Origin of the sequence: Phenylobacterium sp., assembly GCF_004297125.1 — a bacterium.
Taxonomy (GTDB): domain Bacteria; phylum Pseudomonadota; class Alphaproteobacteria; order Caulobacterales; family Caulobacteraceae; genus Phenylobacterium.
This window is the reverse complement of record NZ_SCVD01000023.1, coordinates 111,938-134,304: the sequence shown is the minus strand read 5'-3', so window position 1 is coordinate 134,304 and position 22,367 is coordinate 111,938. Positions and strand designations below refer to the sequence as shown.

The following is a 22,367-nucleotide window of genomic DNA, read 5'->3' as shown; positions in this document are numbered from 1 at the left end:
GCAGCACGCCGATGATCTGCGCTTCGTTGAACCTGCTCTTCTTCACGTCCGTCTCCTCAGGGTGACGGACTCTCACTCAAACCGAGGGATCGGAAAGGGGGCAGGTCACGATCATTTCCGAGGAAGGTCGTTGCGGTGGTGACTCGGGCCTGATTCACTCCTGCTGAGGCGGGAGGGCGCGGCCATGATGGGCGAGCGGCGGGTCGATCAAGCCAAGCTGTTCTACGAGTTCTCGCTGGTGGAGGCCGCCACCTTTGTGACTCTTGATCGGCGAGCGCGCTCACCGTGCTCCGCCACCGGAGGTGACTCGTACGGCGGGAAGATCACTCACGCGGCGGCGCGCTGGCTCGGCCGGCAACGCGGTCAGCGACTCGGCAAGGTCATCACTCAAGATGCGGAAAATTGGGGTCGGGCGGCTTGATCGCCCGACCCCACTTAGGCGTCGCGGCCCAAGACCTGTCGGAGAGACTCGCCGCGGAGATCTAGCTTGTGGGCCCGATGCACAACGCGATCGACGATTGCGTCAGCCAAGTGAGGCGCACCGAGATAGCTGTGCCACTCTTCCCAATGAAGCTGGCCGGCGATGATGGTAGAAGCCCGCTCACCGCGAGCTTCCACGATATCGAACAGGTCCTGCTTGTTGCGATCGTTCAGCGTACTCGCGCCGAAGTCATCCAGGATCAGCAGTGGTGGCTTCGAAAGAGAGTTGCGCATTTTGACGATGGACCCGTCAATGTGTGCTAGCTGCATGTCTTCGAGCAGGGTCCCGACCCGGTGATATGAGACCGGAAAGCCATTCCTGATGGCCTGTACTCCGATGGCGCAGGCCAGCCAGGTCTTCCCGGTGCCCGTTGAGCCGGAAATCACTAGGTTCAGATGGCGGTCGATCCAACTCGAACTGAGCAGTTCGCCCATCAACGAGCGATCCAACTCGCGGCTTGGGAGGAACTACGTGAGGCGCGAGATCGCTCAGTGCGGCACATGCGGTGAGCACCGAAATTCAGTAATTCTTTTCCGGCAGCCTCGCGTCCACAGATGGGAAGCGGAACTTCGCTACCCTCATGAAGCAGCCTTCCGCAACGGATTGGCCCTGCCCATGATCGATGCGACAGCGGCTAGGCGCTCCAGGCCAAGAACTTCAGGGCCGGGCCGAACATGATCGCGCTGAAGCCCGAATGTGCGACAACGAGACCAGTTCGGAAGAGCGCGAAAGGCCGCGCAGAGACTAAGCTTCACGGAGTGTGAAGCGACTGCTTCGGTCCGCAAACATGCGCCCAAGGATGACACCGCCCAATGCGCTTCATCGCCGATGGCCCTGCGTTGCCGGATGAGCTCCTCGTGGCGCGCGACGCCGGCCAAGTGATCTTCTTTTGCGGCGCCGGCGTCTCCCGGGCCCGCGTCGACCTTCCGGACTTCACCACCCTCGCCGATCGCGTGATCGGCGGATTGGGGTCAACGACGCGGAGCGCCGCCCGAAGCGTGCTCGCCGCCGCGCGGGCGCAAAAGCCGATCGAGGGTGTGGGCGGCCTAGTGGCCGCGGACCGGATCTTCGCCTTGCTGGAACGGGAGTTCGAAGTCGTGGACGTCCGCGCCGCAGTGGCGCGCGCCCTGAGGCCGGAGCCCAAGCCCGATCTGTCTGCACATCGCACGCTCCTGGACCTGGCGCGAGGGCCGGATGGGCGCGTTCGCCTAGTGACGACCAACTTCGACCGGCTGTTCTCCGCCGCCGACCCCGGGGCGCCTGTGCATACAGCCCCAAGTCTGCCGGACCCGAGACGGCCGAAGGACCTCGCAGGCGTGATCCACCTCCACGGACGCGTCGACGAGACGTACAGCCGGGCGGAGGACGACGAGTTCGTGCTTTCCAGCGCGGATTTCGGCCGCGCCTACCTGGCTGACGGCTGGGCCACCCGATTCATCCAAGGCCTGATGGAAGGTTTCCAGCTGATCTTCGTCGGCTATTCGGCGGACGATCCGCCGGTGCAGTATTTGCTAGAAGCGCTGAGCGAGCGGACGATCGCGCGCGGCGGTCTGTACGCCTTCCACGGCGGCGCCCCCGATCAGGCCCAGGCCTTGTGGCGAAGCAAGGGTGTGCGCGCGATACCCTTCAGCGAGGACAACAACTTCGCAGCGCTCTGGCGCACGCTTGAGGCCTGGGCGGAACGGGCGCGGAACCCTGCCGGCTGGGAACGTCGCGTCCTGCGCCGGGCTAAGCGCGGCCCGGTTCCTTTGGCACCCCACGAGCGCGGATGGGTCCGCCACCTCGCCATGTTTCCGAGCAGCGCGGCGCGCCTGCGCGAAGCGGAATTGCCGTCCGATTGGGTGTGTGTGTTCGATCCGGCGATCCGCTACGGAACGCCGGAGAACACCTACGGCGCGGGACCTGGCTTCGACCCGTTCGACGCCTACGGTCTCGACGACGACCCTACGCCGCCCGCGGCCGAGACCGAGGTGTTCGGAGCGCGTCGCCAAGTGCCCTCCGAGGTGTGGGACGCCTTCGCGGCCAGTCCCTGGGACGGTGATGACCGCCCGGCAACGAAAGACGGGCATCTTCGCGGCCCGGCGGCTGGCGAGGCGTCGGACCTGTCACCCCGGCATCAGGCGCTCTGCAACTGGCTGGTCTCCGTGGCGGATCGCCCGGCCACACTCTGGTGGGCCGCCGGGCAGAAGGATCTTCACCCGACCCTCGTCCGAGGCGTGTTGCACCGCCTTGGGCGGGATCCGGTTCCCGACCGCGCCCTCTCGACGGCTTGGCGGCAGCTCTTCACCAGCCTGAGGGATCGGCCCGACCGGGCTCGGGCTGGGGGCTTCAATCTCGTCGGGAACGTCCGCCGCGACGGCTGGACCGTGGCAAACCTCGACGCGCTTGAGGACTACCTGCGGCCGCGCCTGAACGTCGACCGACCCTACACCGCAGCCAGGCGTCCGCCGTCGGGAAGGCGGCTCAGCCGCCACGCACTCATCCACCTCGACGTGGAGCATCCGACGATGCCCCGCCAGCTCGACTTGCCGGATGTTCACTTGCCCCGGTTCGTCGAGATCGCGCGCCGAACCCTCGAGCGCGGCCGCGATGTGCTGATCCAGGAGCGGGGCTTCGACGCCGAGAGCCTCCCCCCGATCGCCAACGACCCCGACCTCAAGGGCGCCGGCCATGACAGGACCCATGGGATCGCCGCGCCGTTCTTCGAGTACCTGAGGCTGTTTCGCCGCTTGTTTGCGCTCGACCCGATCGCGGCCCAACAGGCGCGGGCGCGCTGGAGGACGGGCGACCCAAACTTCGATCGTCTGCGCATCTGGGCGGCCGGCGTCCCTGAGCTCACCGATGCGGCTGAGGCAGGGCGCATCCTCCTCGAGTTGGATGAGGACGCCTTCTGGCATTCGCGGCATCAGCGCGACTTGCTGCTCACGCTGCGTACGCGCTGGGGCGCCTTGTCGGCCGCAGACCGCCGCGCCGTCGAACGACGCCTGGCGACCGGGCGCCCACGCTACCATAGGGAAGCCCAAGACCATTTCGCCCGGGGCCGAGCGATTTCGAGTCTGGCGCGGCTCTACTGGCTGAGAGCCGAGAACTGCGAACTTTCGGAGTGGGCGGGCCGGGCGTGCGAACGACTGATGCTTCGAGCGCCCGGCTATGCGGTGGACGACGCCGGCAACGCCGCGGCGTCGCTCGAGAGCTTCGCAGGCTGGGTCCATACCGAAACCGACGCGACGCCGCTGAGTGATGTGCCGCCGAAATCCCTTCTGGCCACGGCGCGCGAGATCGCAACGCAACGCTCGGGGCGGGGCCTGACGGAGCACAGGCCGCTCGTGGGACTCGCGGCGGTCCGCTCCGCCCGCGTACTGGCCGCGCTTCGTATGGCCGAAGCGGAGGGTGAATTCCCCGAATGGGCTTGGCGGACGATGCTCGCCAGCGATGCCGCGGCGCTTAAGCGTCCCCGTGGGCGCATGCTTCTGGCCGAGCGGCTCGCCCGGCTGAAGACAGAAGGGATCGCGCGCCTGATCCATGACCTGACCCGTTGGCTCGAGACCGAGGCCGAACCGCTCGCGCGCGACGCGCCGGCGGCGTTCGATCGGCTTTGGGCAACGGTGATGGCGACGTTGAGGGAGTATCCGCAGAGTGCGCAGAGCGCCATCCGTTCCACCCAACCGGACTGGGTGATGTCGGCGATAAACGCCCCAACGGGCCATCTGGCCGGGGCGCTGATGCGTCATCCCGATGCGCAGCCAGCCGAGGGGCAGGGCTTCGGCCCGACGTGGCTCGGCAAGGTCTCCGGGCTCGTCGAACTCCCCGACGAAGGCGGGCGCTTCGCAGCTCTGATCTTCCTGTCGCACCTCGACTGGTTCCAGCATTTCGCTCCTGACTGGACGAACAGCCACCTGCTCTCAAGGCGGCACGGCGGTGCTCAGGACGAGGCGGCGTTTTGGTCTGGCTTCCTCCGGCGCGAGGCAATGCCGCCCCGCACGATCTACACCGTCTTGAAAGACGACATGCTGCGGTTCGTCGGCGGCGATCACGAAGGTGGCGATCGAACGCGTCAACTGGCCGCCCTCATCCTCATGGGGTGGGTGGGCCCGTCGGACCGCCCTGGCGATCAATGGGTGACGGACGCCGAGCAGCGCGACGCGCTGGTCGAGGGCTCCGACACCTTCAGGCACCACACCATATGGCTGCTCGAGCGGTGGATGAACCAGGACGAGGTCGGCGACGTGCAGGCCAAAGTCCTTCGGTTCCTGCGAGAGATCTGGCCCCGCCAACGCATCGTTCGGACTTGGGAGGTAAGCGAGAAGCTCGCCGCGCTGGCGCTGCAAGCCGGGGACGCCTTTCCCGAGTTCGTCGAAGCGGTGGCGCCGCACCTCGTCCCGGTCGAGGACCCGTTCAACACGTTCCTGGCGTTCGACGCGATCTCGCAGGAGCTGATCAGCGCACACGCGGAGGAGGTGCTCACGCTGATCTACCCCTTGTTGTCGACGCGGCTGTCGGCGTGGCCCTATGAGGCCAGGTCCGTCGTCGAGCAACTCGCCCTTCGCCCCGAGATCGCGAAGGACCCGCGGCTGGCGGAGCTCCGCCGCAGGATGTCCGCCGGATAGCGGGGGCCGTCTTCGGCGGCCGCGAGCACTGCTGAGTGCCGACCTTCGCAAAGCCGCCTAGGATCGTCAGCGTCGCGCCCACAGCGGACCGGAAGCTGGCCGGCGAGCAAGCATTACCGCCCTGGGTGTTGTGATAGCCGTCGCGAGAGGGCGTCAGCCGCACCTCAGCGAAAAGCCGGGGGTGTAGCCATCGCGACGGACTGCCTCTAGGTTCAAGCCTGCATTCCAGAGGTGTGCTGCAAACTCTCTATTCATATTGAGCGAGGTCGCAGACCGAGATGCCTGTGAGGGTCTCCACCGAAAGCTTCGTACTTCAGCGGTGAGCCCGCCTGCATCTCCAAACGTCGGTCGCACGGGCGGCCCGGCCGCCGCGGGCGGCATGAGCTTTCAGGCCGCGGTGACGGCGATCGCCATCGTCGCGCTCGCCTGCGGTCACAGGGTGCGGTGGCTTCCCGACGCCGACGACACGCCGAGCGAGGTGTGGAGCGAGACGCACGGCCCGGGCGACGACGTGCGCCTGCGTCTTCGCGACGGGAAGGTGGCGGAGGTCCAATGCAAGAAGGGGCTGTCCCGCTCCGAGCAACTCTGGGACGCTCTTCTCGCCCTCGCCGAAGGGGTGAGGTCCGGCACGATCGACTGGGGCGTGCTGGCCGTCTGCCCGCAAACCAGCGGGTCTATACGTACCGATCTCGCTATGGATTTGAGGCGTCTCGCCGATGGGCGCGTGGATGGCCTCACCTCCATCGGCCAGGAATTTCTGGACCGGATCAAGGCGCGCGGCCTCGACGTCCCTCGGGTGTGCGGCAAACTCGTCATTCAGGTCATCGCCGCGATCGACAGCGACGGGGCCGATATCCGCGCCGCCAACGTGGCGCTGGCGACCCTGCTGGAACGCCCCACGGATGCGGATCCGGCGTGGCGGGCGCTTGAACTTGACGCGCTGATGTTGATCCGGCGCCGCGGGGGGCGCAACGCGGCGGCCGTGGCGGAGGTGTTGCGCGGCGCCGGCCTCGCGCTCGCGGACAGTGGCGGCCCGGCGGTCTTGGCCTCGCGCCTGGCGGCCTGGACCACGTCGGTCAACGCCACCTTCAAGATCATCGGCGTCGGCAAGGCGCTGTCGACCGCCGATTCGTTGCTGGACGTTTCGTGCCGTCTTTTGGAGGGGGACGAAAAGCCGGGCGGAGACTTGAAGGCGGCCTTGGACCGCTATCACAACCCGCCATCCCGGGTGGGCGGCATTGAGAGCGTCGACCCCACGACGCTGGGCCGCTTCTACAGGCACGCGGTGCTGCTTGCCGGTCCTGGCATGGGCAAGAGCACGCTGATGAAGCGCCTCGCCCTCGAATACGCGCAAGATGGCTATCCGGTCCTGCGGGTCTCGCTCCGAGAAGTGGCGCAGCGGCTGCGGGCGGGAGAGCCCTTCCTGGACGCCGCCTTCAATTGCGGCTTGGCCGATTCCGGGTTGCCGCCGCTCGAGCTTCGCCGGGCTTTCCAGGACTGGGTGCTGCTGGGCGACGGCTTGGATGAGTGCGCCGAAATGCAGGAGAAGGTCGCCGAGGGTCTGAACGCCTTCGCCTTGGCGTTTCCACGCGGGCGCGTGGTGGCCACGTCGCGGCCTATCGGCTACCAGCCGGCCCTGCTTGCGGCGTGGCGCCACTATGAGTTGGCCCCCTTCGAGACCAGCTCGGCGTCGACGCAGGTCGCCTACCTGCTCGCGGATATCCTTGCGGATGACGATATCCGCCAGTCCGAGGTCTTCGAGATCGCGGGGCGGGAGCTGTCCGACGCCCAGGCCAAGAAGCTCGGCACCCGCTCACCGTTCCTGCTCAGCCTGGCGGCCTCTTTGGTCGCCAGGGGCGATGCGCTGAGCGGCAGCAAGGCCGACCTCTACGAGCGACTCCTCACCCTGATCGAAAGCGAGCCGCCGGCCCGCGCCGGACAGGCCGTGGAGAGCCGGCCCGTCCGGCGAAGCGTTCTCGGGCTCCTGGGTTGGGCGTCTTCGCTAGACCCGCTGCAGGGGCGCGACGCGGCGATCCGCGTCGTGGCCGATATCCTTGGGCCCCAGCTTGACGCTCCGCCGCTCAAGGCGCGTGACATCGCCGATCGGTGTCTGGAGCATTGGGAACGCCTGGGGGTGGTCGAGACCTTGAGGCATGGCGGCGCGGAGCTGGTGGCCTTCGTGCACAAGACGTTCGGCGAACATCTGGCGGCCCGCCACTTGGCGGCGCTGCCGGCTGTGGACCGCGATCGCGAGATCGGCGCGAGGCTGGACGACCCCAGTTGGAACGAGGTGTTGGCGTTCTCGGCTGCGTTCGGGCTGACGGACGCCTTGGTCATGCAGGCGCTGGAATGTGAGTCCGCCGATCCTGTGGCGCGGGTTCGATGGGCGCTGTCGCTCGCCGCCGCCAATCCGCCGCTTCGGGGCGACCTCGCCGACCGCCTTGTCGCGCAGGGGCTTCGTCTCCTCGACGACCCAAGTCGAGACGTCGGCATCAAGGTGGCCAACCCCCTCGTCCGGTTCTGGGGGAGCCGGCCGGGGTCCGGGGCGCCGCCGGCGGCGTTGCGCGAAAGTCCGAAGGTATGGGTTCAGCTTGCGGCCTGGTGTTGCGCGGTCTCGGCGGGGCCTGGCGCCTACGCGTTGGCCGAGCTTGAAGCCTTCCTTCGCGGACTGCCGGAGCTCGACCTCAGCGGCTGGAGGAACAAGCGGGGCTACTTCCTCTCCGACCTGGGCGATGACCGGGAGGCGAAGCTCGCGGAGCGCCTCGTGGTGCTCGCTGCCCGCGAACTCCTCCAGCGCAGCGCGCGTGCGACAGCCGACGAGATCCTCGCGCCGATCTTCGCGATGAAGTCGTTCGGCAGCATTGACTATCTGCGCGAGGTCGAGGGGTTGTTTGCGGAACTCCAGCACAGCTATCCCCTGGAGGCCGCTAAGGTCGGACGCACCTTCGACGACATGTTTCCGCCCGACGAACGGGAGGCCGGCCGCGCCGCCTTCGCGAAGCTGGCGTCGGCCTTTGCCGTCCCGGACGAGGATGTGCCGGCTGAAGAGCGGACGCACGTCCGGCCGCCGCTCGAGCTCGATGCATTTCTGAAGCTGGCTGAACTGGACTCGCCGGGCCGAGAGGTTTGGAGCTGGGCGAAGGTGGAGGCCGGCGAGGCGTTGCGACATCTGCTGTCCAACGTCCTCATCTTGACCCGCCTGCCGGAACAGGCAGTGCGTCGCCAGGCGCGCGTCCAGATGCGCAAGACCGAGGACGAGACGAGCCGCTATGCGGGGTTTCCGTACCTGCCGAACATCGACTTCCCACCGATGGAATGGGCGGGGGCGCGAGGCCTGGATCTGGACGCCGCCCTCTTGGGTGAGGCCCTGCACCATCCCGTCAATGGCGTCGCGCTCCTCGCCGCACGCCTGATCGAGAGCGGATTGCCCGACGAGAACCGCATCGCCCTAGGACGCGACGCTCTGGAGCGAGGGCGTGGCCTCGTCGCCGCCTATGGCGCGCTCCTCCTGGACGACTTCGACCGACCCTTGACCGCGAGGCTGGTGCTCCGCCGCTTGGAGGCCTTCGCGGGCGGCGGCCTGCGCTACCTCTATCAACTGCTGCCCAACCTTCCCATTTCCGACGACGCCTCGCTCGACCTCGCGCTACGGAACGGGCTTCTCGAGGATCACTGGACCGCGAGCGAGGCGGCGAAGGCGGCGCTGCACTTCGCCGGCGAAGGCCGACCGATCCTGCCAGCCCTGCTGGCGGCTTGGGACCATTGGCGGAAGATCGAAACGGAATGGACGAAGGGGAGTCGCCCGAGCCCAAGCCCACGCGAGGCGCTCCTGAAGGCGATCCAACTGCTGGACGGCGCGGAGACGTCGTGGCTCGTGGAGACGGTCATGGAGCGACGCACGCATATCGGCGGCGCCGTCGAGCTGCTGATCGCCCGCCTGCGGGAGCGCCCGGACGACCTTCGCCAGACGATGGCTCGGATTCGCGCGGGCGAGGTTCGGACGTCGTTGCTGCGCACGATCCTGGACGCGCGCCTCGGGCTGACGAGTTCCGAGATCGATTGGATCGAAAAGTTCGCCGACAACCCAGACACTGATCGGCGTGAAATCGCCGGCGTCCTCGCCAGGCAGGGCTATCTTGCGGACGCGCGCGCCGACGCACTGGCCGACAAGCTGATCGGGGACCCGGAGGAGCATGTGCGCGAGCTCGGTCGCGAGGTTCGCGGCAAGCTGCACAACGCGTAGGCCGGAGCCAGGCGATCGTAACGACGGCATACGCGCGACAGATTGTGTCGGGACGCGGCCCGTCCGCACAGCCGATCGCCACGTTAAAGTGCTGGTGCGAGGAGCGAACTTATCGGCGTTAAATCACCCCTCGACGCACTGCGCGCGCAGCCGGTGGACTGCGGGCGTGCCTAGGTGGTGAGCGCAGTTGTGCGGTAGGAGCCTTTGGTCACCTTCGCCAGTCGGCCTGCTTAAACGGAGACACCGGTTGCCTCATCCATCAACTGCCAAGGCGTTCGAATTCTCGCCGGAAGGTATCGCGTCGGTTCTCAAGCTCAACAAGCTTGCGGTTCCACCCTACCAGCGCGAATACGCCTGGAGCGTCGAGGAGGTGAAGCAGCTCTTCACTGACCTAGCGAACGCGAAATTCGGCAACCACGACTACTTCCTCGGCACGATCGTGACGATACCGGCGAGCGAGGGGGACGCGCTCGAAATCGTCGACGGCCAGCAGCGTCTGACGAGCACAGCACTCTTCCTCGCCGCGATGCGAAACTACCTCAAGACGCTGCCTTCAACTGCCATGATAGTTGAATCTATCGAGAACGAATTCCTCACGACGATCGACCGGCGAGCGGGTTCGCGGGTGCCACGCCTCAGACTGAATGTCGACGACAACGAGTTCTTCCTTCGTCTGACGGCTGCAGATCCGGCGGCGCCAGCTATCGCGACACGAGAATCCCATCGGCGGCTGGAGGAGGCGTTTAGAGAGGCGCACGCTGCGGTTAAACGGTTGGTGGCGCCTGTGAGCGAAGCCGAGCACGCGGCTCAGTTGAACGATTGGCTGGAATTCCTGGAACACAGCGCGACCGTCATTCTGCTGAAGGCACCGGACGGCGCCCAAGCGTTTCGAATGTTTGAGACGCTGAATGACCGCGGGCTAAAGACCTCCCAGGTTGATTTGGTCAAGAGCTACCTGTTCGGTCAAGCTAACCGGCGCATCGCCGAGGCGCAGGCCAAGTGGTCCTCGATGCGGAACATGCTTGAGGAGATAGACGATAGCGACCGGGGCATTAACTTCCTGCGCCACCTTCTGATAGCCTCGCGCGAATTCACGAGGGCCGACGACGTTTATTCCACGGTGCAAAAGTCCGTGCGGGGCGAAGCAGTCTCCATCACATTCCTATCGGATCTGGAGCAGTACTCACGGCTCTATGTGGCAACATTCAGAGCAGACTCCGAACAGTGGGGGGCGTATCCGGCCGAGGCTATTGCGGCCCTGCAGGTACTGAATCAATTCGATATCAAGCCTTTGCGGCCATTGATCCTAGCAGTGACCAAAGCCTTTGCGCCGGCGGAGGCCGCCAAAGCGTTGTCGTTCCTGGTGTCGTTCGCGGTCCGACTGCTAATCGCATCCACAACCCGCAGCGGGTCAATCGAGGAGTCCATCGCTGCGACGGCATTGTCGGTTTGGGAGGGCACCACTTCATCTACGGCGCTGCTCAAGGCCTCAATGGCTAAAATCGTACCGGACGACCGCGTGTTCCAGGAGGCGTTCGCCACAACCAGCTCAAGCAAGGCGGACTTTGCTCGCTACTATCTTCGCAGCTTGGAAAAGGCGTTCAACCAAGATCCAGAGCCCTGGACCGTTGTGAACGATGACCCCGCGCAGATCACGCTTGAACACATCATACCGAAGACTCCGCGGCTCGAAGAGTGGACGGAGTTCGATGCGGAGACCCATCCGCGATACGTGCGTCGGCTTGGGAACATGTGCCTTCTCCAGCGGGGAACCAACTCCAACGCCCGCAGCGACCGATTTGACGACAAGCGCGCGGTATATCTCGCTTCGCCACTGCACTGGACATCGACCGTCGGAGGCTTGGCCGGATGGTCGCCTGCTGTGATCGACAGCCGGCAGGCGGAGATGGCCAAACTCGCCGTCAAGGCTTGGCCCATTTAGCGCGACCTGGAAGCAGGCCCCGCCCCGGCGAGCGCGCCTCGCCAGACGCCGCTGCCCTAGTGCGGACCTTCCCAAAGTCTCTGATGTCAGCCTTAGACATGGAGCGCCGGCCCTGGGGGTCATCGCAGGCGGTACCGGAAGTGGAAGCTGAACCCACGCATGGCTCGGAACTCCAAACGCTCAGTGCCGAGCAAGCTGCCGCTTGCTCGGTCGAAGTCGATCAAACCAACGATCCTGCGGCGACGACGGCCGACCCGCTGCGAAGTTCGAAACTCCGCGGCTCGGCCGTCTTACGCCAATGCTGTTGAGTCATGCGGGTGCCGACTCGCCGACCTGCCAGCTTCGAGTCAGTGCTTACGCCGAGGGGGAGTCATTTGGCTGGCGAACAGCATCGCTGGAGCGGCATGTGCCGTCGGAGCACCTGCTCCGCGCCGTGGATCGCTTCGTGGACCTGGAGGGCGTGCGGGCGCACCTGGCGTCGTTCTACAGCCCGATAGGCCGACCCTCGACCGATCCGGAACTGATGATCCGGATGCTGCTGGTGGGCTACTGCCTGGGTATCCGCTCGGAGCGGCGGCTGTGCGAGGAGGTCCATCTCAACCTGGCCTACCGCTGGTTCTGCCGCCTGGGCCTGGACGGCGACGTGCCGGACCACTCCACCTTCTCCAAGAACCGGCACGGCCGCTTCCGCGACAGCGATCTGCTGCGTGAGCTCTTCGAGAGCGTGGTGCGGCGCTGCATGGCCGAGGGGCTGGTCGGCGGCGAGGGCTTCGCGGTCGACGCCAGCATCATCCGCGCGGACGCCAGCCGGCATAGGACCGCTGTCGAGGGCGCGGCCGGCCTGCCGCCCGAGGCGGCGAGCCGGGCGGTGCAGGAGTACCTGGCGGTGCTGGACGAGGAGGCCTTCGGCGCGGCCACGCCGGTGACGCCCAAGTACCTGTCGCTGTCCGATCCCGCCTCGCGCTGGACGGCGGCCCAGGCGGGACCGGCGAGCTTCGCCTACTGCACCAACTACCTGATCGACCTCGAACACGCGGTGATCGTGGACGTCGAGCCCTCCACCGCGGTGCGCCAGGGCGAGCTTGCGGCCTGCCGCACCATGATCGAGCGCACCGAGGAGCGGCTTGGGCTGCACCCGGAGCGGCTGACCGCCGACACCGCCTACGGCTCAGCCGAGATACTCGAATGGCTGGTCCATGACCAGGAGATCGCCCCGCACATCCGCGTCTTCGATAGATCCAAGCGCGAGGACGGGACCTTCTCCCGGGAGGACTTCGCCTACGATCCCGCCGCCGATCTCTACCGCTGCCCGGGCGGGCATGAGCTGAAGCGCTATCGCCGCGCCTTCTCGTCTCCGCGGACCGGACCGCCGGCCGACGACACCCACCGCTACCGCGCCAGCAAGACCGACTGCGACGCCTGCCCGCTCAAGAGCCAGTGCTGCCCCAAGGCGCCCGCGCGCAAAGTGACCCGCTCCATCCACGAAGCCGCGCGCGACGTGGCCCGCGAGATCGCCAAGACCGACGCTTACTGGACCTCCATGCGCCAGCGAAAGAAGGTCGAGATGCTCTTCGCCCACCTCAAGCGCATCCTGAAGCTCGACCGCCTGCGCCTACGCGGTCCCTGCGGCGCCCGCGACGAGTTTCTCCTCGCCGCCACCGCCCAGAACCTCCGCAAACTCGCCAAGCTGATCCCGGGCCCAGCTCTCCCGGCGTCCGCCTGAGCGGCAACGGCGCCGCTCGCGCTTCAGCAGACCAACCCCGCCACCGCCCCGAACCCCGCCTTCTTCAACACAATCAGTCATGAGCTCGCATTCACCGGAGCCCACAAACGACCCTCAAAGGAGAGAGTGAGGACGGGTTGGATCGGAATTGATCCAGAAGGACTCCCGAATGCCCACTGCTCCGCCCCCCTCACCCCGGCAATTCATCCTGGCCGAGATCGCCCGCCTATCTCATGCCTCCGGCGGTCAGGCGCCCGGCGAGATAAAGTTCAGTTCGGAGACCGGCATCACCCCGGCGAAATGGCGGAGGTACTGGCCGCGCTGGAGTGCGGCGGTGGAGGAGGCCGGATGCGAAGCCAACGCCGCGACGCCGCCTCTATCCAACGACGAAATCATGGTGGCGCTTGCGAGGATCGTTCGCCACCATGGGCGAATTCCGACCGAGACTGAGATCGCAATCTTCCGGGACGCCGACCCATCGATCCCGGGGCGGACCACGCTACGCCGCCGCTTTCGCCGGAAGATGGATCTTATCCAGGCGCTGGCCCAATGGGCGTCGCAGCAACCTGATCGTGCCGACATCGCCGCCTTGCTGCCGGAGCTTTCCGAAGACGACGATAGCCAAGGCAGGTCGGTTCGGGACGGCTTCGTCTATCTCTTCAGGTGCGGTCCCGACTACAAGATCGGGCGCACCGGCGACCTGGAGCGACGGTTCAAGGCCATCGGAGTCGCCATGCCCGAGCGCCTGGATCTCGTGCACTCCATTCGGACTGACGATCCTCCCGGGATCGAGGCCTATTGGCACCGTCGATTTGCTGACAAGCGTCGCAACGGCGAGTGGTTCAAGCTGCGGGCGCAGGACGTGGCGGCGTTCAGACGACGGCGTTACCAGTAGCCGAATGCGCGCAGACTTCGGCGCTTACACCACCACCAGGGCGGCTCGGCCACGCTTGACCGACGCAATTTTCTCCAAATGGGCGGACCACCAGTTCATCATCTCGCGCCGGCCCGAGAGCCATTCGGCGGCGTTGTAGATCGAGCGCACGTCACCTTCGCAGTGGGCTAGCTGCATCTCGATCCAGTCACGATTGAACTCGCGCTCGTTGAGCAACGTCGACGCCGTGGAGCGGAAGCCATGCACCGTGGCCCGACCGTGATAGCCCATCCGGTAGAGCGCATAGATCATGGTGTTCTCAGAGAGAACCTTGCTGCGGGTGGGCGCCGGGAACAGGAACGCCGACCTGCCCGAGGTCTCCTTGATGTCGCGCAGGATCCGGACGACCTGCGGCGAAAGCGGCACGAGATGGTCACGACGCATCTTCATGCGCTCGGCCGGAATCCGCCACAGCGGCCGATCGCCATCCAGGTCCTCGAACTCGCTCCAGACCGCGAACCGAACCTCGGAGGTGCGGACGAAGGTGTGGATGACCAGTTGGAGTGCAAGGGTCGTCTGCGCGGCGCCGTCGTACGCCGCCAGGCGCTGCATGAACTCCGGCAGTTCGTTGGGACGCAGCGACGCGCGCCGCTTCGGCGCGCCTGGACTCTTCAGGGCGCCTCGCAGGTCCGCCGCAGGATCGCGTGGGCAACGGCCTGTCGCCACGCCGAAGCGGAAGATGCCGCTCGCCATCTGGAGGACGCGGCGCGCCATCTCCGGCGCGTCGCGAGCCTCGATCCGTCGAACCGCTTCCAGCAGTTCCACCGGTTCGACCTCGGCGATCGGCCGCTTGCCCAGTACGGGCATCAGGTCAGCGTCGAGCCGCGCTCTCAGCCGCTCGGAATAGCTGTCGACCCAGCCCTCGCGACGCGCGTCGAACCAGTCATTCGCGACCGCTTCGAACGTGTGACCCGCCGCGATCTTCGCCTTCACCTTGGTAACCTTGCGGTCGTGCGATGGATCGATCCCTTCGGCCAGCAGGTCTCGGGCGGCTTCCGTGGCCTTGCGCGCGTCTCGCAGAGAGACGGTCGGGTACGAGCCCAGAGCCAGCAATTTCTGCTTCCCGCCGAACCGGTAGGCGAGGCGCCAGAGCCTGGAGCCATTCGGATTCACCAGCACGAAGAGGCCGTCGCGGTCGGCGACTTTTCGCGGTTTCGATTCGGACTTCAGGGTCCGGAGCTTGGCGTCTGAGAGGGACATGGCTGTTGGTATCGCGGCGAGAAGTGTTGGTATCAAGCGTTTTTCGTACCAACAATGTTCACGGGCACGGGTGAAACAGCACGAAACGGCAGCCGCCCTCAAATTACCTATTTTGCATGTATAACAATGTGTTAACGGGATTTAACCGGATTTTCCGGGATCCGCTGAAACCGGCGGCTGGTGGGCCCGGCAGGACTCGAACCTGCAACCAGACCGTTATGAGCGGCCGGCTCTAACCATTGAGCTACAGGCCCCTGCAGCGCGAGGCGTCGCGTTACCATGGGCTGCACGGCGCTTAAAGGTTGCGTTCAGGTAGGAATTGCGACGGATGGGTTCGTTCCCCCCGGACTGGAGACTACCGATGAAGACCTTGATGCGCGCGGCGGCCCTCGGCCTCGTGCTGACCGCCGGAGCGGCGGCCCCCGCGGCCCTGGCCCAGGCCGCGCCGCCGGCCGCCGACACCATGTTCCGCGCCACGACGCTGAACCTGTCGGCCTATGGCGAGACCCGTATCGCCCCCGACATGGCCACGATCACCCTGGGCGTGATGACCGAAGGCAAGGCCGCGGCCGAGGCGATGCAGGCCAACGCCACGCGGATGGCCGCGGTGATGGGCAGCCTGCGCAAGGCCGGGATCGCCGACAAGGACATCCAGACGTCGAACCTGAACCTGAACCCGCAGTACAGGTACCAGGAGAACCAGCCGCCGCTGCTGGTCGGCTACCAGGCCTCGAACAACGTCACGATCACGGTTCACGACCTGAAGAAGCTGGGCGCGGCGGTCGACGCCTCGGTGAGCGCCGGCGCCAACCAGGTGCAGGGGATCAGCTTCGGCCTGGACGATCCGACCGCCGCCGAAAACGCCGCGCGCGAGGCCGCGGTGAAGGCCCTGGCCGCCAAGGCCGACCTCTACGCCAAGGCCACGGGGCACAAGGTCTCGCGCCTCGTGTCGCTGAGCGAGGGCGGCGGCTATACGCCGGCGCCGCCGATGCCGATGGTCGCCTACGCCGCCAAGCGCGAGATGGCCGACGCCGGCACCTCGGTGTCCGGCGGCGAGCTCAAGGTGCGCGTCGACATCAGCGGACTGTACGAGCTGGCGCGCTAGAGCGGGTCTTTCGAGACCTTCGCCCGGCGGAAGGCGCCTTCCAGGCGGTCGGCCATCATCCGACCGGGGAAGGCGCGCTCGCCCTCCATCATCGCCGCATAGACGAGGTCGGTCCCGGCGATGGGGCCAGCCGCCCAGCCGACGCCGCGCGAGGCGTCGGCCTGGGTGTTGCAGCTGAGCTGGCGGACCTGCCGGTCCTTGGCCGTCGTTTCCAGCAGGCTGGAGAGCTTGCGCGTCCCCGGCCTGTCGCAGGCCGGGAACTCCCGCGCGCAGGCGGTGGCGGAATTATAACGATAGAGCGTCCTGCCCGACCCGGCCTTGGCGATCAGCACGCAACTGTTGGGATCGCCCACAGCCTTGGAGACGGCCGCGTCCAGCTGGTCGCGGTCCACACCGGGCGGGGCGGTGGGAGAGCAGGCGGCCAGCGTCAGGGCCGCGAGCCCGGCGGCCCAGAATGGCCTGTTCCATCTCGTGGGCTTCGTGCGGCGGGACCACGTTGAGCGCATGGTTTCGGGCTTCCTCGGCAGTCACAACGCCATAGGTCACGGCGAGGGTCTTGTCGCGCTTCTCAACGGGCAAGACCACGGCGCCGTTCATCCGGCGGTGCGGACGTCAGTCGGCGTGATCGCGCAGGAAGTCGGTCATTTCGTCCAGCACGGGGACCTCGCCCCGGAGCGGGCGCGACAGCGCCAGCAGGATCCTGACGTGCCCGACGCCGGGGTAGTGGCGCTCCTCCACCGGCACGCCAGCTTCACGGAGCTTCTTCGCCAGCGCCGTGGTGTTGCGCGGATAGACCACGGTGTCGGCGTCGCCGGTGGCGAGGAAGGCGGCGGGCGAATCCTTCGTCACATAGGCCATCGGCTGGGTGGCGGGCGGGTCGTCGGTCTTGCCGAAGATGCGTTTGGCGATCGGGTCGTCGAAGGGCACGAAGTCGTACGGGCCCGCCACGCCCGCCACCGCCTTGACCGTGCGTGGGTCGACGCCGGCGGCCTTCAGGTAGCGGCCGTCCAGGCCCAGCATCACCGCGTTGTAGGCCCCGGCGGAATGGCCCGCGAGCACGATGCGGCTGGGATCTCCGCCATACTGGCCGGCGTGGTCTCTGGCCCATTTCACCGCCTGGGCCCCATCCTCCAGGAACCCAGGGTAACGGATCTCGGGGTAGATTCGGTAGTCGGCCACCACGGTGACGAATCCGCGGGAGGCCAGGGCCCGGCCGACCCAACCGTAGTCCTGCCGCCGGCCGGAATCCCACGAACCGCCGTAGAAGAACACCGCGACCGGCGCCGCGCCCTGGGCCCCGCGCGGCGCGTAGACGTCCAGACGCTGGCGGGGACCGGCGCCGTAGGGCTGGCCGCGCGCCACCATGGAGGACGGATCCTTGGGCGAGAGCGTGGCGAACATGCTGAGCGGCGAGCAGGCGGCGGTCAGCGCCGCCGCGGCGGCGGCCAGGGTCAGACGCTTGGTGACGGCGAACGGCAGCATGGGCTCCAGCTATGGAAGGGAAGGCCGGGACGCAACTCTCGCCGGCCCCCTGGGTTCTAGGTCGCCGAACAGTAGCTCAGCGGATGGCGCCCCTGACACGCGTCCATCGGGGGGCCTGGAAGAGCTCGCCGCCGACTGCGAAGGCGCGACGGGCGTCCGCTGCGCCCTGCAGCCGCCAGGCCAGCCAGGCGGTCGGATAGCCGAGATAGGCGCGGACGCCCTGCTTGCAGGCCCCCATGCCGGGCGGGCAACCGGGGCGGCCCGTCACGTCATTGTGGTTCGCCCCGCGGATCAACGCCTTGGCCTTGGCCAGGCGCTCGGGCGTGTGGTCGTAGTAGGCGTTCAGGGAGTTGAGCTTCGAGCCCCCGAGCTGGTCGTCGGGCGAGATGATGAAGTCCGACGTCCCGCTGACGTAGAAAACCGATCCGCCGGCCGCCGCCTCCAGATCCTGCGTCGTCAGGCAATTGTCCGCCGGCTTGCAGAACGCCTGTTGCGGCAGGTGGAACAGCACCGCCGTGCGGATCGCCCCCTTCGAATGCAGCATGGCGTTGGCCGCGCCGGACGCGCCCTGCGAGTGGCCCACCGCGCCGAGGCGGGCGGGATCGAGGCGGCGGTAGAACGGGCTGGCGGGGTCCCGTCCCTGGGCCAGCAGGAAGTTGGCGGCGTCCAGCACCGTCCCGCCGACGCCGGTCACGCCATCTCGCGTGGCGACGACCACGAAGCCCCACGACGCGAGGTGACCGAGGAAGAAATCGTACTTCCCGGCCGGGCTGGGCGTCTTGTCCGAGCCGTTCGCCCAGGTGATCACCGGGTGGAGCGTCCCCTCGGGGCCCAGGTCGGCGGGATAGAAGATCTCGCAGGCGTCGCCCTTGCGGTCGCAAGGTCCGCGCAAGGTCAGTTTCGCCACCCGCATCGGCCCGGGCTTCTCGTACTTCGCCTCCACCGGTCCGCCCGCCGGCGCGGGCGCGGCCTGGACCGGGGCGGCGGCGAGCAGCAGCAGCGCGCCCAGCGCCGCCACGGCCAGCCACGATTTATGCGACCACCTCCAGGGCGCGGCTTGACGGCGCGCCCGTCCCTCGGCCGTATGTGAGTGAACAACGATAAGGGAGGCGACCATGGATGGTGCTCAGGCTCCGGCGGGCTTCAATCGCGACATGCTGGCGGGAATCGCTCCGGCGCTGAAGGGCCTGGTGGATCAACAGGCCCTCGCGGGCGTCGTGACGCTGATCTGGCGGCGCGGCGAGGTGGTGCAGGTCGACACCATCGGCCAGCGCGATATCGCCGCCGGCCTGCCGATGGAACGGGACACCCTCTTCCGCATCGCCTCCATGACCAAGCCGGTGACCACGCTCGCCGCCCTGATGCTGGTCGAGGAAGGCAAGCTGAAGCTGGACGATCCGGTCACCAGATGGCTGCCGGAACTGAAGGACATGCAGGTGTTGAAGGCGGCCGACGGCCCGCTGGACGCCACGGTCCCCGCCGTGCGGGACATCACGGTCGAGGACCTGATGACCCATCGCTCGGGCCTGGCCTATGGCTTCACCTCGATGGGGCCGATCGCGCACGCCCACGAAGAGAAGCTGGGCTCGGCGCTGGCCAACCCCCATGCGCCCGACGAGTGGATGACCCGGCTGGGGGCGCTGCCGCTGAGCTACCAGCCCGGCGAGCGCTTCCACTACAGCCACGCCACCGACGTGCTGGGCTTCCTGGTGGCGCGCATCGAGGGCAAGCCGATCGGCCAGGTGCTGAAGGAACGCATCTTCGATCCGCTCGGCATGAACGACACCGGCTTCTGGACGCCGCACGAGAAGCGCGGCCGGCTCGCCAAGCTCTACCAGGCCTTGCCCGAGGGCGGCCTGAAGGACGTCTCGTGGTCCGATCCCGAGACGCCGGCGGCCTTCGAAGGCGGCGGCGGCGGCCTGGTCTCTACGGCCGACGACTACCTGAAGTTCGCCCGGCTCATGCTGGGCCGCGGCGAGGTCGACGGCGTGCGGCTGGTCAAGCCCGAGACCATCGACCTGATGGTCTCCAACCGGCTGACCGACGAACAGCGGGGCCACACCTTCCTGGGCATGCCCTTCTGGCTATCCCAGGGCTTCGGCCTGGGCGCGTCGGTGGTGATGGACGCCGAGAAGCACCAATGGATGGGCGCCGGCGGCGAGGGCTCGTTCGGCTGGCCGGGCGCCTTCGGCACCTGGTGGCAGGCCGACCCGGTGAACGACGTCATCCTGATCTACCTGATCCAGGATTCCATGCCGCTGGGGCCGGAGGCGGTCACCGCCATGCAGGGCCAGCGCCCCACCGGCCGCATCGGCTGCCCCATGTTCCAGAAGATGGTCTACGCCGCGCTGGGATAGAGACTACGGCGTCCGCGGCGCCACGCAGATCGGCCGGCCGGCCACAGTGTCGCCCAACAGGCTGCCGTCGTGCAACGCCTGGCGGCGGGCGATGTTCAGCGCCTTGCCTTCCGGCGGCGGCGTCTGGCCCTTGGCGCAGACGGCCACCTCCACCCGCTGCCCGCCCGCGGGGCAGGTGCAGATATCCTCACGCGGGTCCAGGCGGCTGGCCGGGACCCGGCAGAGGGGCGGGATCGACTGGCCGCCGACATCGATGCACTGGATCGTCCGGGTCGGCGGGTTCTCGCCGATCGGCTGGGCGCTGGCGCCGCCGGCCAGCGCCAGCGCCAGCGGAGCCAGGATGAAGAGCATGCGCATCGGGGCCTCCTTCGATCGCATCAGCATAGCGCGCCCGGGCCGGCTTGCGTCGCGCGGCTTTCGGTCTTGTTCACTACGTTCCTGAGGGCGGGATTAACGAGCTTGAGCGCAGGCTCTCCCGCATGGACCCGATCTCCACCGCCCGCTACGGCCTGATGGCGGCCTCGCGCCGCTTCGAGGCCTCGGCCGTCAACGTCGCCACCATGGGGGTCGAAGGCGAGCCGGATGTCGACCTGGCGAAGGAGACCGTCGACATGGTCCAGGCCAAGACCGCCTTCTCCGCGAACATCCAGGTGATCAAGTTCGCTCAGGACATGTGGGACTCGCTGCTCCAGCTGCAGACGCGCTGAGCGGATCAGGCCCGGAACGAAAAAGGGGAGCCTCGCGGCTCCCCTTTCCGTATCCGGCTCGCGCTGGAACTACTTCTTTTCGCCCGGATCCGCGCCGTCGGCCGGCGCGCCGGTGCCGGACGAGCCCATGAACAGCTTCTTGCCGTCCGGGAAGGTCACGTCACGGCCGTTGGCCTTGCAGGCCGGGCGGCAGAGCTTGTCCTTGGACTGGTAGCCGCGGACGATGATTTCGGTCCCGGCCTTCAGCGAATTGCGGTCGATGCCCGAGCGCAGCAGGGTGTTGGGCGTGCCGCCCTCCACCATCCAGGCCGTGGTCGTGCCGTCCTTGTTGACGTTGTTGATGTGGACCCAGGCGTGCGGGTTGATCCACTCCACGCGGGTCACCTTGCCCCGCAGCAGGACGGGCGCCTTGCCGTCGAATTCCGCGGCGAACGCGTGGTGCGCCCAGGCCGCGCCGCCGGCGGCGGCGACGCTGAGCGCCGCACCGATGACCCCCGCAATGATCAGCTTCTTCTTGTTCATCTCGCGCCTCCAACGCCGGATGCAGACCTTATCCCTCGAAGATCGGGTTTGCCGACCCCAAATCTAGCTCAAGGCTTCTTACTTCAGCGGTTCCTTGCGCAGGTCGCCGTACATCAGTTCCTCGACGAACTCGACGCACTTGAACTGGTTCAGCCGCGCGTCCTCGCCCTGCCGCTTGTAGAGATTGAAGCTCATCTTCCAGGGCTTGGTGAAGGTGTTCGGATCGGTGATCGTCGCCTCGTAGCGGATCGTCGTCGGACCCGTCGGGGTCCAGCGTTCCACCACCGTCATCTGGTCGGAGTGGAAGTTGCCGGCCCGGTCGAACCAGGTGCGGTCGTTCATGCCGGAGACCGTGACCACCAGGCTGTCGCCCTCCCACTTCGCCACCGACTGGCCCATCCAGCTGTCGACGGGAGCCGGACCGGGATCGGTGAACAGGATGTTCCGGACCGCGCCCGCGTATTCGTAGGCGATGATCATCGACTTCTCGGATTGGAAGATCTGGAACGGCAGGTGCATGTAGTTGGCGCGCGGGACGCCCGGCAGGTAGCACTTCACCTCGGGGTCGCCGCTGTTCAGGTCGGTGTAGTTGGCCCGGTTCGCGTCGCGCTGCTTCTTGGCGTCGGCCGTGTAGGGGATCTCGCCGCCTTCCACGATGCCGAGGCCAGCGGGGACCGCGCCCACCGCGCCCAGCGCCAAGACCGACTTCGCCGGCACCGGCACGAACGGGCCTGGGCGCAGCTGCAGGGCCGCGCGCGCGGCATGGGGCTCGATGTCCCAGCCCGCGGAGTTCATCACCTGCCAGACGCCGTTCAGGTCGGGGTGCTTGCCGTCCGGGCCACGCGGGGCCTTGTAGGCGGCCGCCGCCTTGGACTTCGCCTGGGCCTGCGCCATCGCCGGCGCGGTCACCGCGAGACCGACAACCGCCAGCGCCGCCACGAACTTGATCATGGTCTCGTTCCCCCAATGTCTGGCCCGGACTCAAGGACCGGGTCTCAGTTGCCGTCAAACCTAAACAACGTTCACACGCTGCGCCAGCCGACGCTGCGTTTTGAAAAACCGGT

Annotated in this window: 17 protein-coding genes and 1 tRNA gene; 9 read left to right on the top strand and 9 right to left on the bottom strand. The window is 67.3% G+C overall.

Going from position 1 to position 22,367, the window contains the following annotated elements:
- The first annotated feature begins 184 nt into the window (after positions 1-184).
- Positions 185-421 carry a hypothetical protein gene (locus EPO51_RS16230; protein ID WP_293352403.1) on the top strand — a complete coding sequence of 79 codons (237 nt, stop codon included), beginning with the start codon at positions 185-187 and terminating at the stop codon, positions 419-421.
- Positions 422-435: 14 nt separating this feature from the next.
- On the opposite strand, the gene EPO51_RS16225 is transcribed toward EPO51_RS16230, so the two are convergent.
- Entirely contained in the window at positions 436-930 is a 495-nt protein-coding gene (locus EPO51_RS16225; protein WP_293352401.1) for an ATP-binding protein, read from the bottom strand.
- Positions 931-1,293: 363 nt separating this feature from the next.
- On the opposite strand from EPO51_RS16225, the gene EPO51_RS16220 reads away from it, so the two are divergent.
- The 5 genes from EPO51_RS16220 (at position 1,294) to EPO51_RS16200 (ending at position 13,891) form a co-directional block, all read left to right on the top strand.
- A complete protein-coding gene (locus tag EPO51_RS16220; protein WP_293352399.1) occupies positions 1,294-5,088 on the top strand; it encodes an SIR2 family protein in 3,795 nt (1,264 codons plus the stop codon).
- A gap of 379 nt (positions 5,089-5,467) precedes the next feature.
- On the top strand, positions 5,468-9,331 hold the full coding sequence (locus EPO51_RS16215; protein ID WP_293352397.1) for an NACHT domain-containing protein: 3,864 nt from the start codon (positions 5,468-5,470) through the stop codon (positions 9,329-9,331).
- Positions 9,332-9,578: 247 nt separating this feature from the next.
- The gene (locus tag EPO51_RS16210) at positions 9,579-11,273 is read left to right on the top strand and encodes a DUF262 domain-containing protein (protein WP_293352395.1); all 1,695 of its coding nucleotides are present in this window, start codon (positions 9,579-9,581) and stop codon (positions 11,271-11,273) included.
- A 394-nt stretch (positions 11,274-11,667) separates the two neighbouring features.
- Positions 11,668-12,996 carry an IS1182 family transposase gene (locus EPO51_RS16205; RefSeq protein WP_293352409.1) on the top strand — a complete coding sequence of 443 codons (1,329 nt, stop codon included), beginning with the start codon at positions 11,668-11,670 and terminating at the stop codon, positions 12,994-12,996.
- A 148-nt stretch (positions 12,997-13,144) separates the two neighbouring features.
- Entirely contained in the window at positions 13,145-13,891 is a 747-nt protein-coding gene (locus EPO51_RS16200; RefSeq protein WP_293352393.1) for a GIY-YIG nuclease family protein, read from the top strand.
- A gap of 24 nt (positions 13,892-13,915) precedes the next feature.
- On the opposite strand, the gene EPO51_RS16195 is transcribed toward EPO51_RS16200, so the two are convergent.
- Together EPO51_RS16195 and EPO51_RS16190 are read right to left on the bottom strand one after the other, a co-directional pair.
- Entirely contained in the window at positions 13,916-15,232 is a 1,317-nt protein-coding gene (locus tag EPO51_RS16195; protein WP_293352391.1) for a tyrosine-type recombinase/integrase, read from the bottom strand.
- Between the two features lie 76 nt (positions 15,233-15,308).
- A tRNA-Ile gene (locus tag EPO51_RS16190) sits at positions 15,309-15,384 on the bottom strand.
- Between the two features lie 107 nt (positions 15,385-15,491).
- On the opposite strand from EPO51_RS16190, the gene EPO51_RS16185 reads away from it, so the two are divergent.
- Positions 15,492-16,235: an SIMPL domain-containing protein gene (locus EPO51_RS16185; RefSeq protein ID WP_293352389.1), complete on the top strand. Its 744-nt coding sequence runs from the start codon at positions 15,492-15,494 to the stop codon at positions 16,233-16,235.
- Here EPO51_RS16185 and EPO51_RS16180 read toward each other — a convergent pair.
- The 3 genes from EPO51_RS16180 to EPO51_RS16170 all read right to left on the bottom strand — a co-directional run bounded on the left by EPO51_RS16180 (position 16,232) and on the right by EPO51_RS16170 (position 18,735).
- Complete coding sequence (locus EPO51_RS16180; RefSeq protein ID WP_293352387.1) at positions 16,232-16,741, bottom strand: hypothetical protein; 510 nt, start codon at positions 16,739-16,741, stop codon at positions 16,232-16,234. The two genes, EPO51_RS16185 and EPO51_RS16180, sit on opposite strands and share 4 nt — an antisense overlap.
- Positions 16,742-16,847: 106 nt before the next feature.
- Entirely contained in the window at positions 16,848-17,717 is an 870-nt protein-coding gene (locus tag EPO51_RS16175; RefSeq protein WP_293352385.1) for an alpha/beta hydrolase, read from the bottom strand.
- Positions 17,718-17,793: 76 nt separating this feature from the next.
- Entirely contained in the window at positions 17,794-18,735 is a 942-nt protein-coding gene (locus EPO51_RS16170; protein WP_293352383.1) for a poly(ethylene terephthalate) hydrolase family protein, read from the bottom strand.
- A 97-nt stretch (positions 18,736-18,832) separates the two neighbouring features.
- Between EPO51_RS16170 and EPO51_RS16165 the strand changes: the two genes are divergently transcribed.
- On the top strand, positions 18,833-20,074 hold the full coding sequence (locus EPO51_RS16165; RefSeq protein WP_293352381.1) for a serine hydrolase domain-containing protein: 1,242 nt from the start codon (positions 18,833-18,835) through the stop codon (positions 20,072-20,074).
- Between the two features lie 3 nt (positions 20,075-20,077).
- On the opposite strand, the gene EPO51_RS16160 is transcribed toward EPO51_RS16165, so the two are convergent.
- Positions 20,078-20,431: a hypothetical protein gene (locus EPO51_RS16160; RefSeq protein ID WP_293352379.1), complete on the bottom strand. Its 354-nt coding sequence runs from the start codon at positions 20,429-20,431 to the stop codon at positions 20,078-20,080.
- 122 nt (positions 20,432-20,553) lie between these two features.
- Here EPO51_RS16160 and EPO51_RS16155 point away from each other — a divergent pair, with 122 nt between their 5' ends.
- On the top strand, positions 20,554-20,781 hold the full coding sequence (locus EPO51_RS16155) for a flagellar basal body rod C-terminal domain-containing protein (protein ID WP_293352377.1): 228 nt from the start codon (positions 20,554-20,556) through the stop codon (positions 20,779-20,781).
- Positions 20,782-20,850: 69 nt separating this feature from the next.
- Here the strand turns inward: EPO51_RS16155 and EPO51_RS16150 are convergent, their stop codons facing one another.
- Together EPO51_RS16150 and EPO51_RS16145 are read right to left on the bottom strand one after the other, a co-directional pair.
- Entirely contained in the window at positions 20,851-21,303 is a 453-nt protein-coding gene (locus EPO51_RS16150; RefSeq protein WP_293352375.1) for a DUF6152 family protein, read from the bottom strand.
- 78 nt (positions 21,304-21,381) lie between these two features.
- Positions 21,382-22,254: a hypothetical protein gene (locus EPO51_RS16145; protein ID WP_293352373.1), complete on the bottom strand. Its 873-nt coding sequence runs from the start codon at positions 22,252-22,254 to the stop codon at positions 21,382-21,384.
- Between the last annotated feature and the right edge of the window lie 113 nt (positions 22,255-22,367).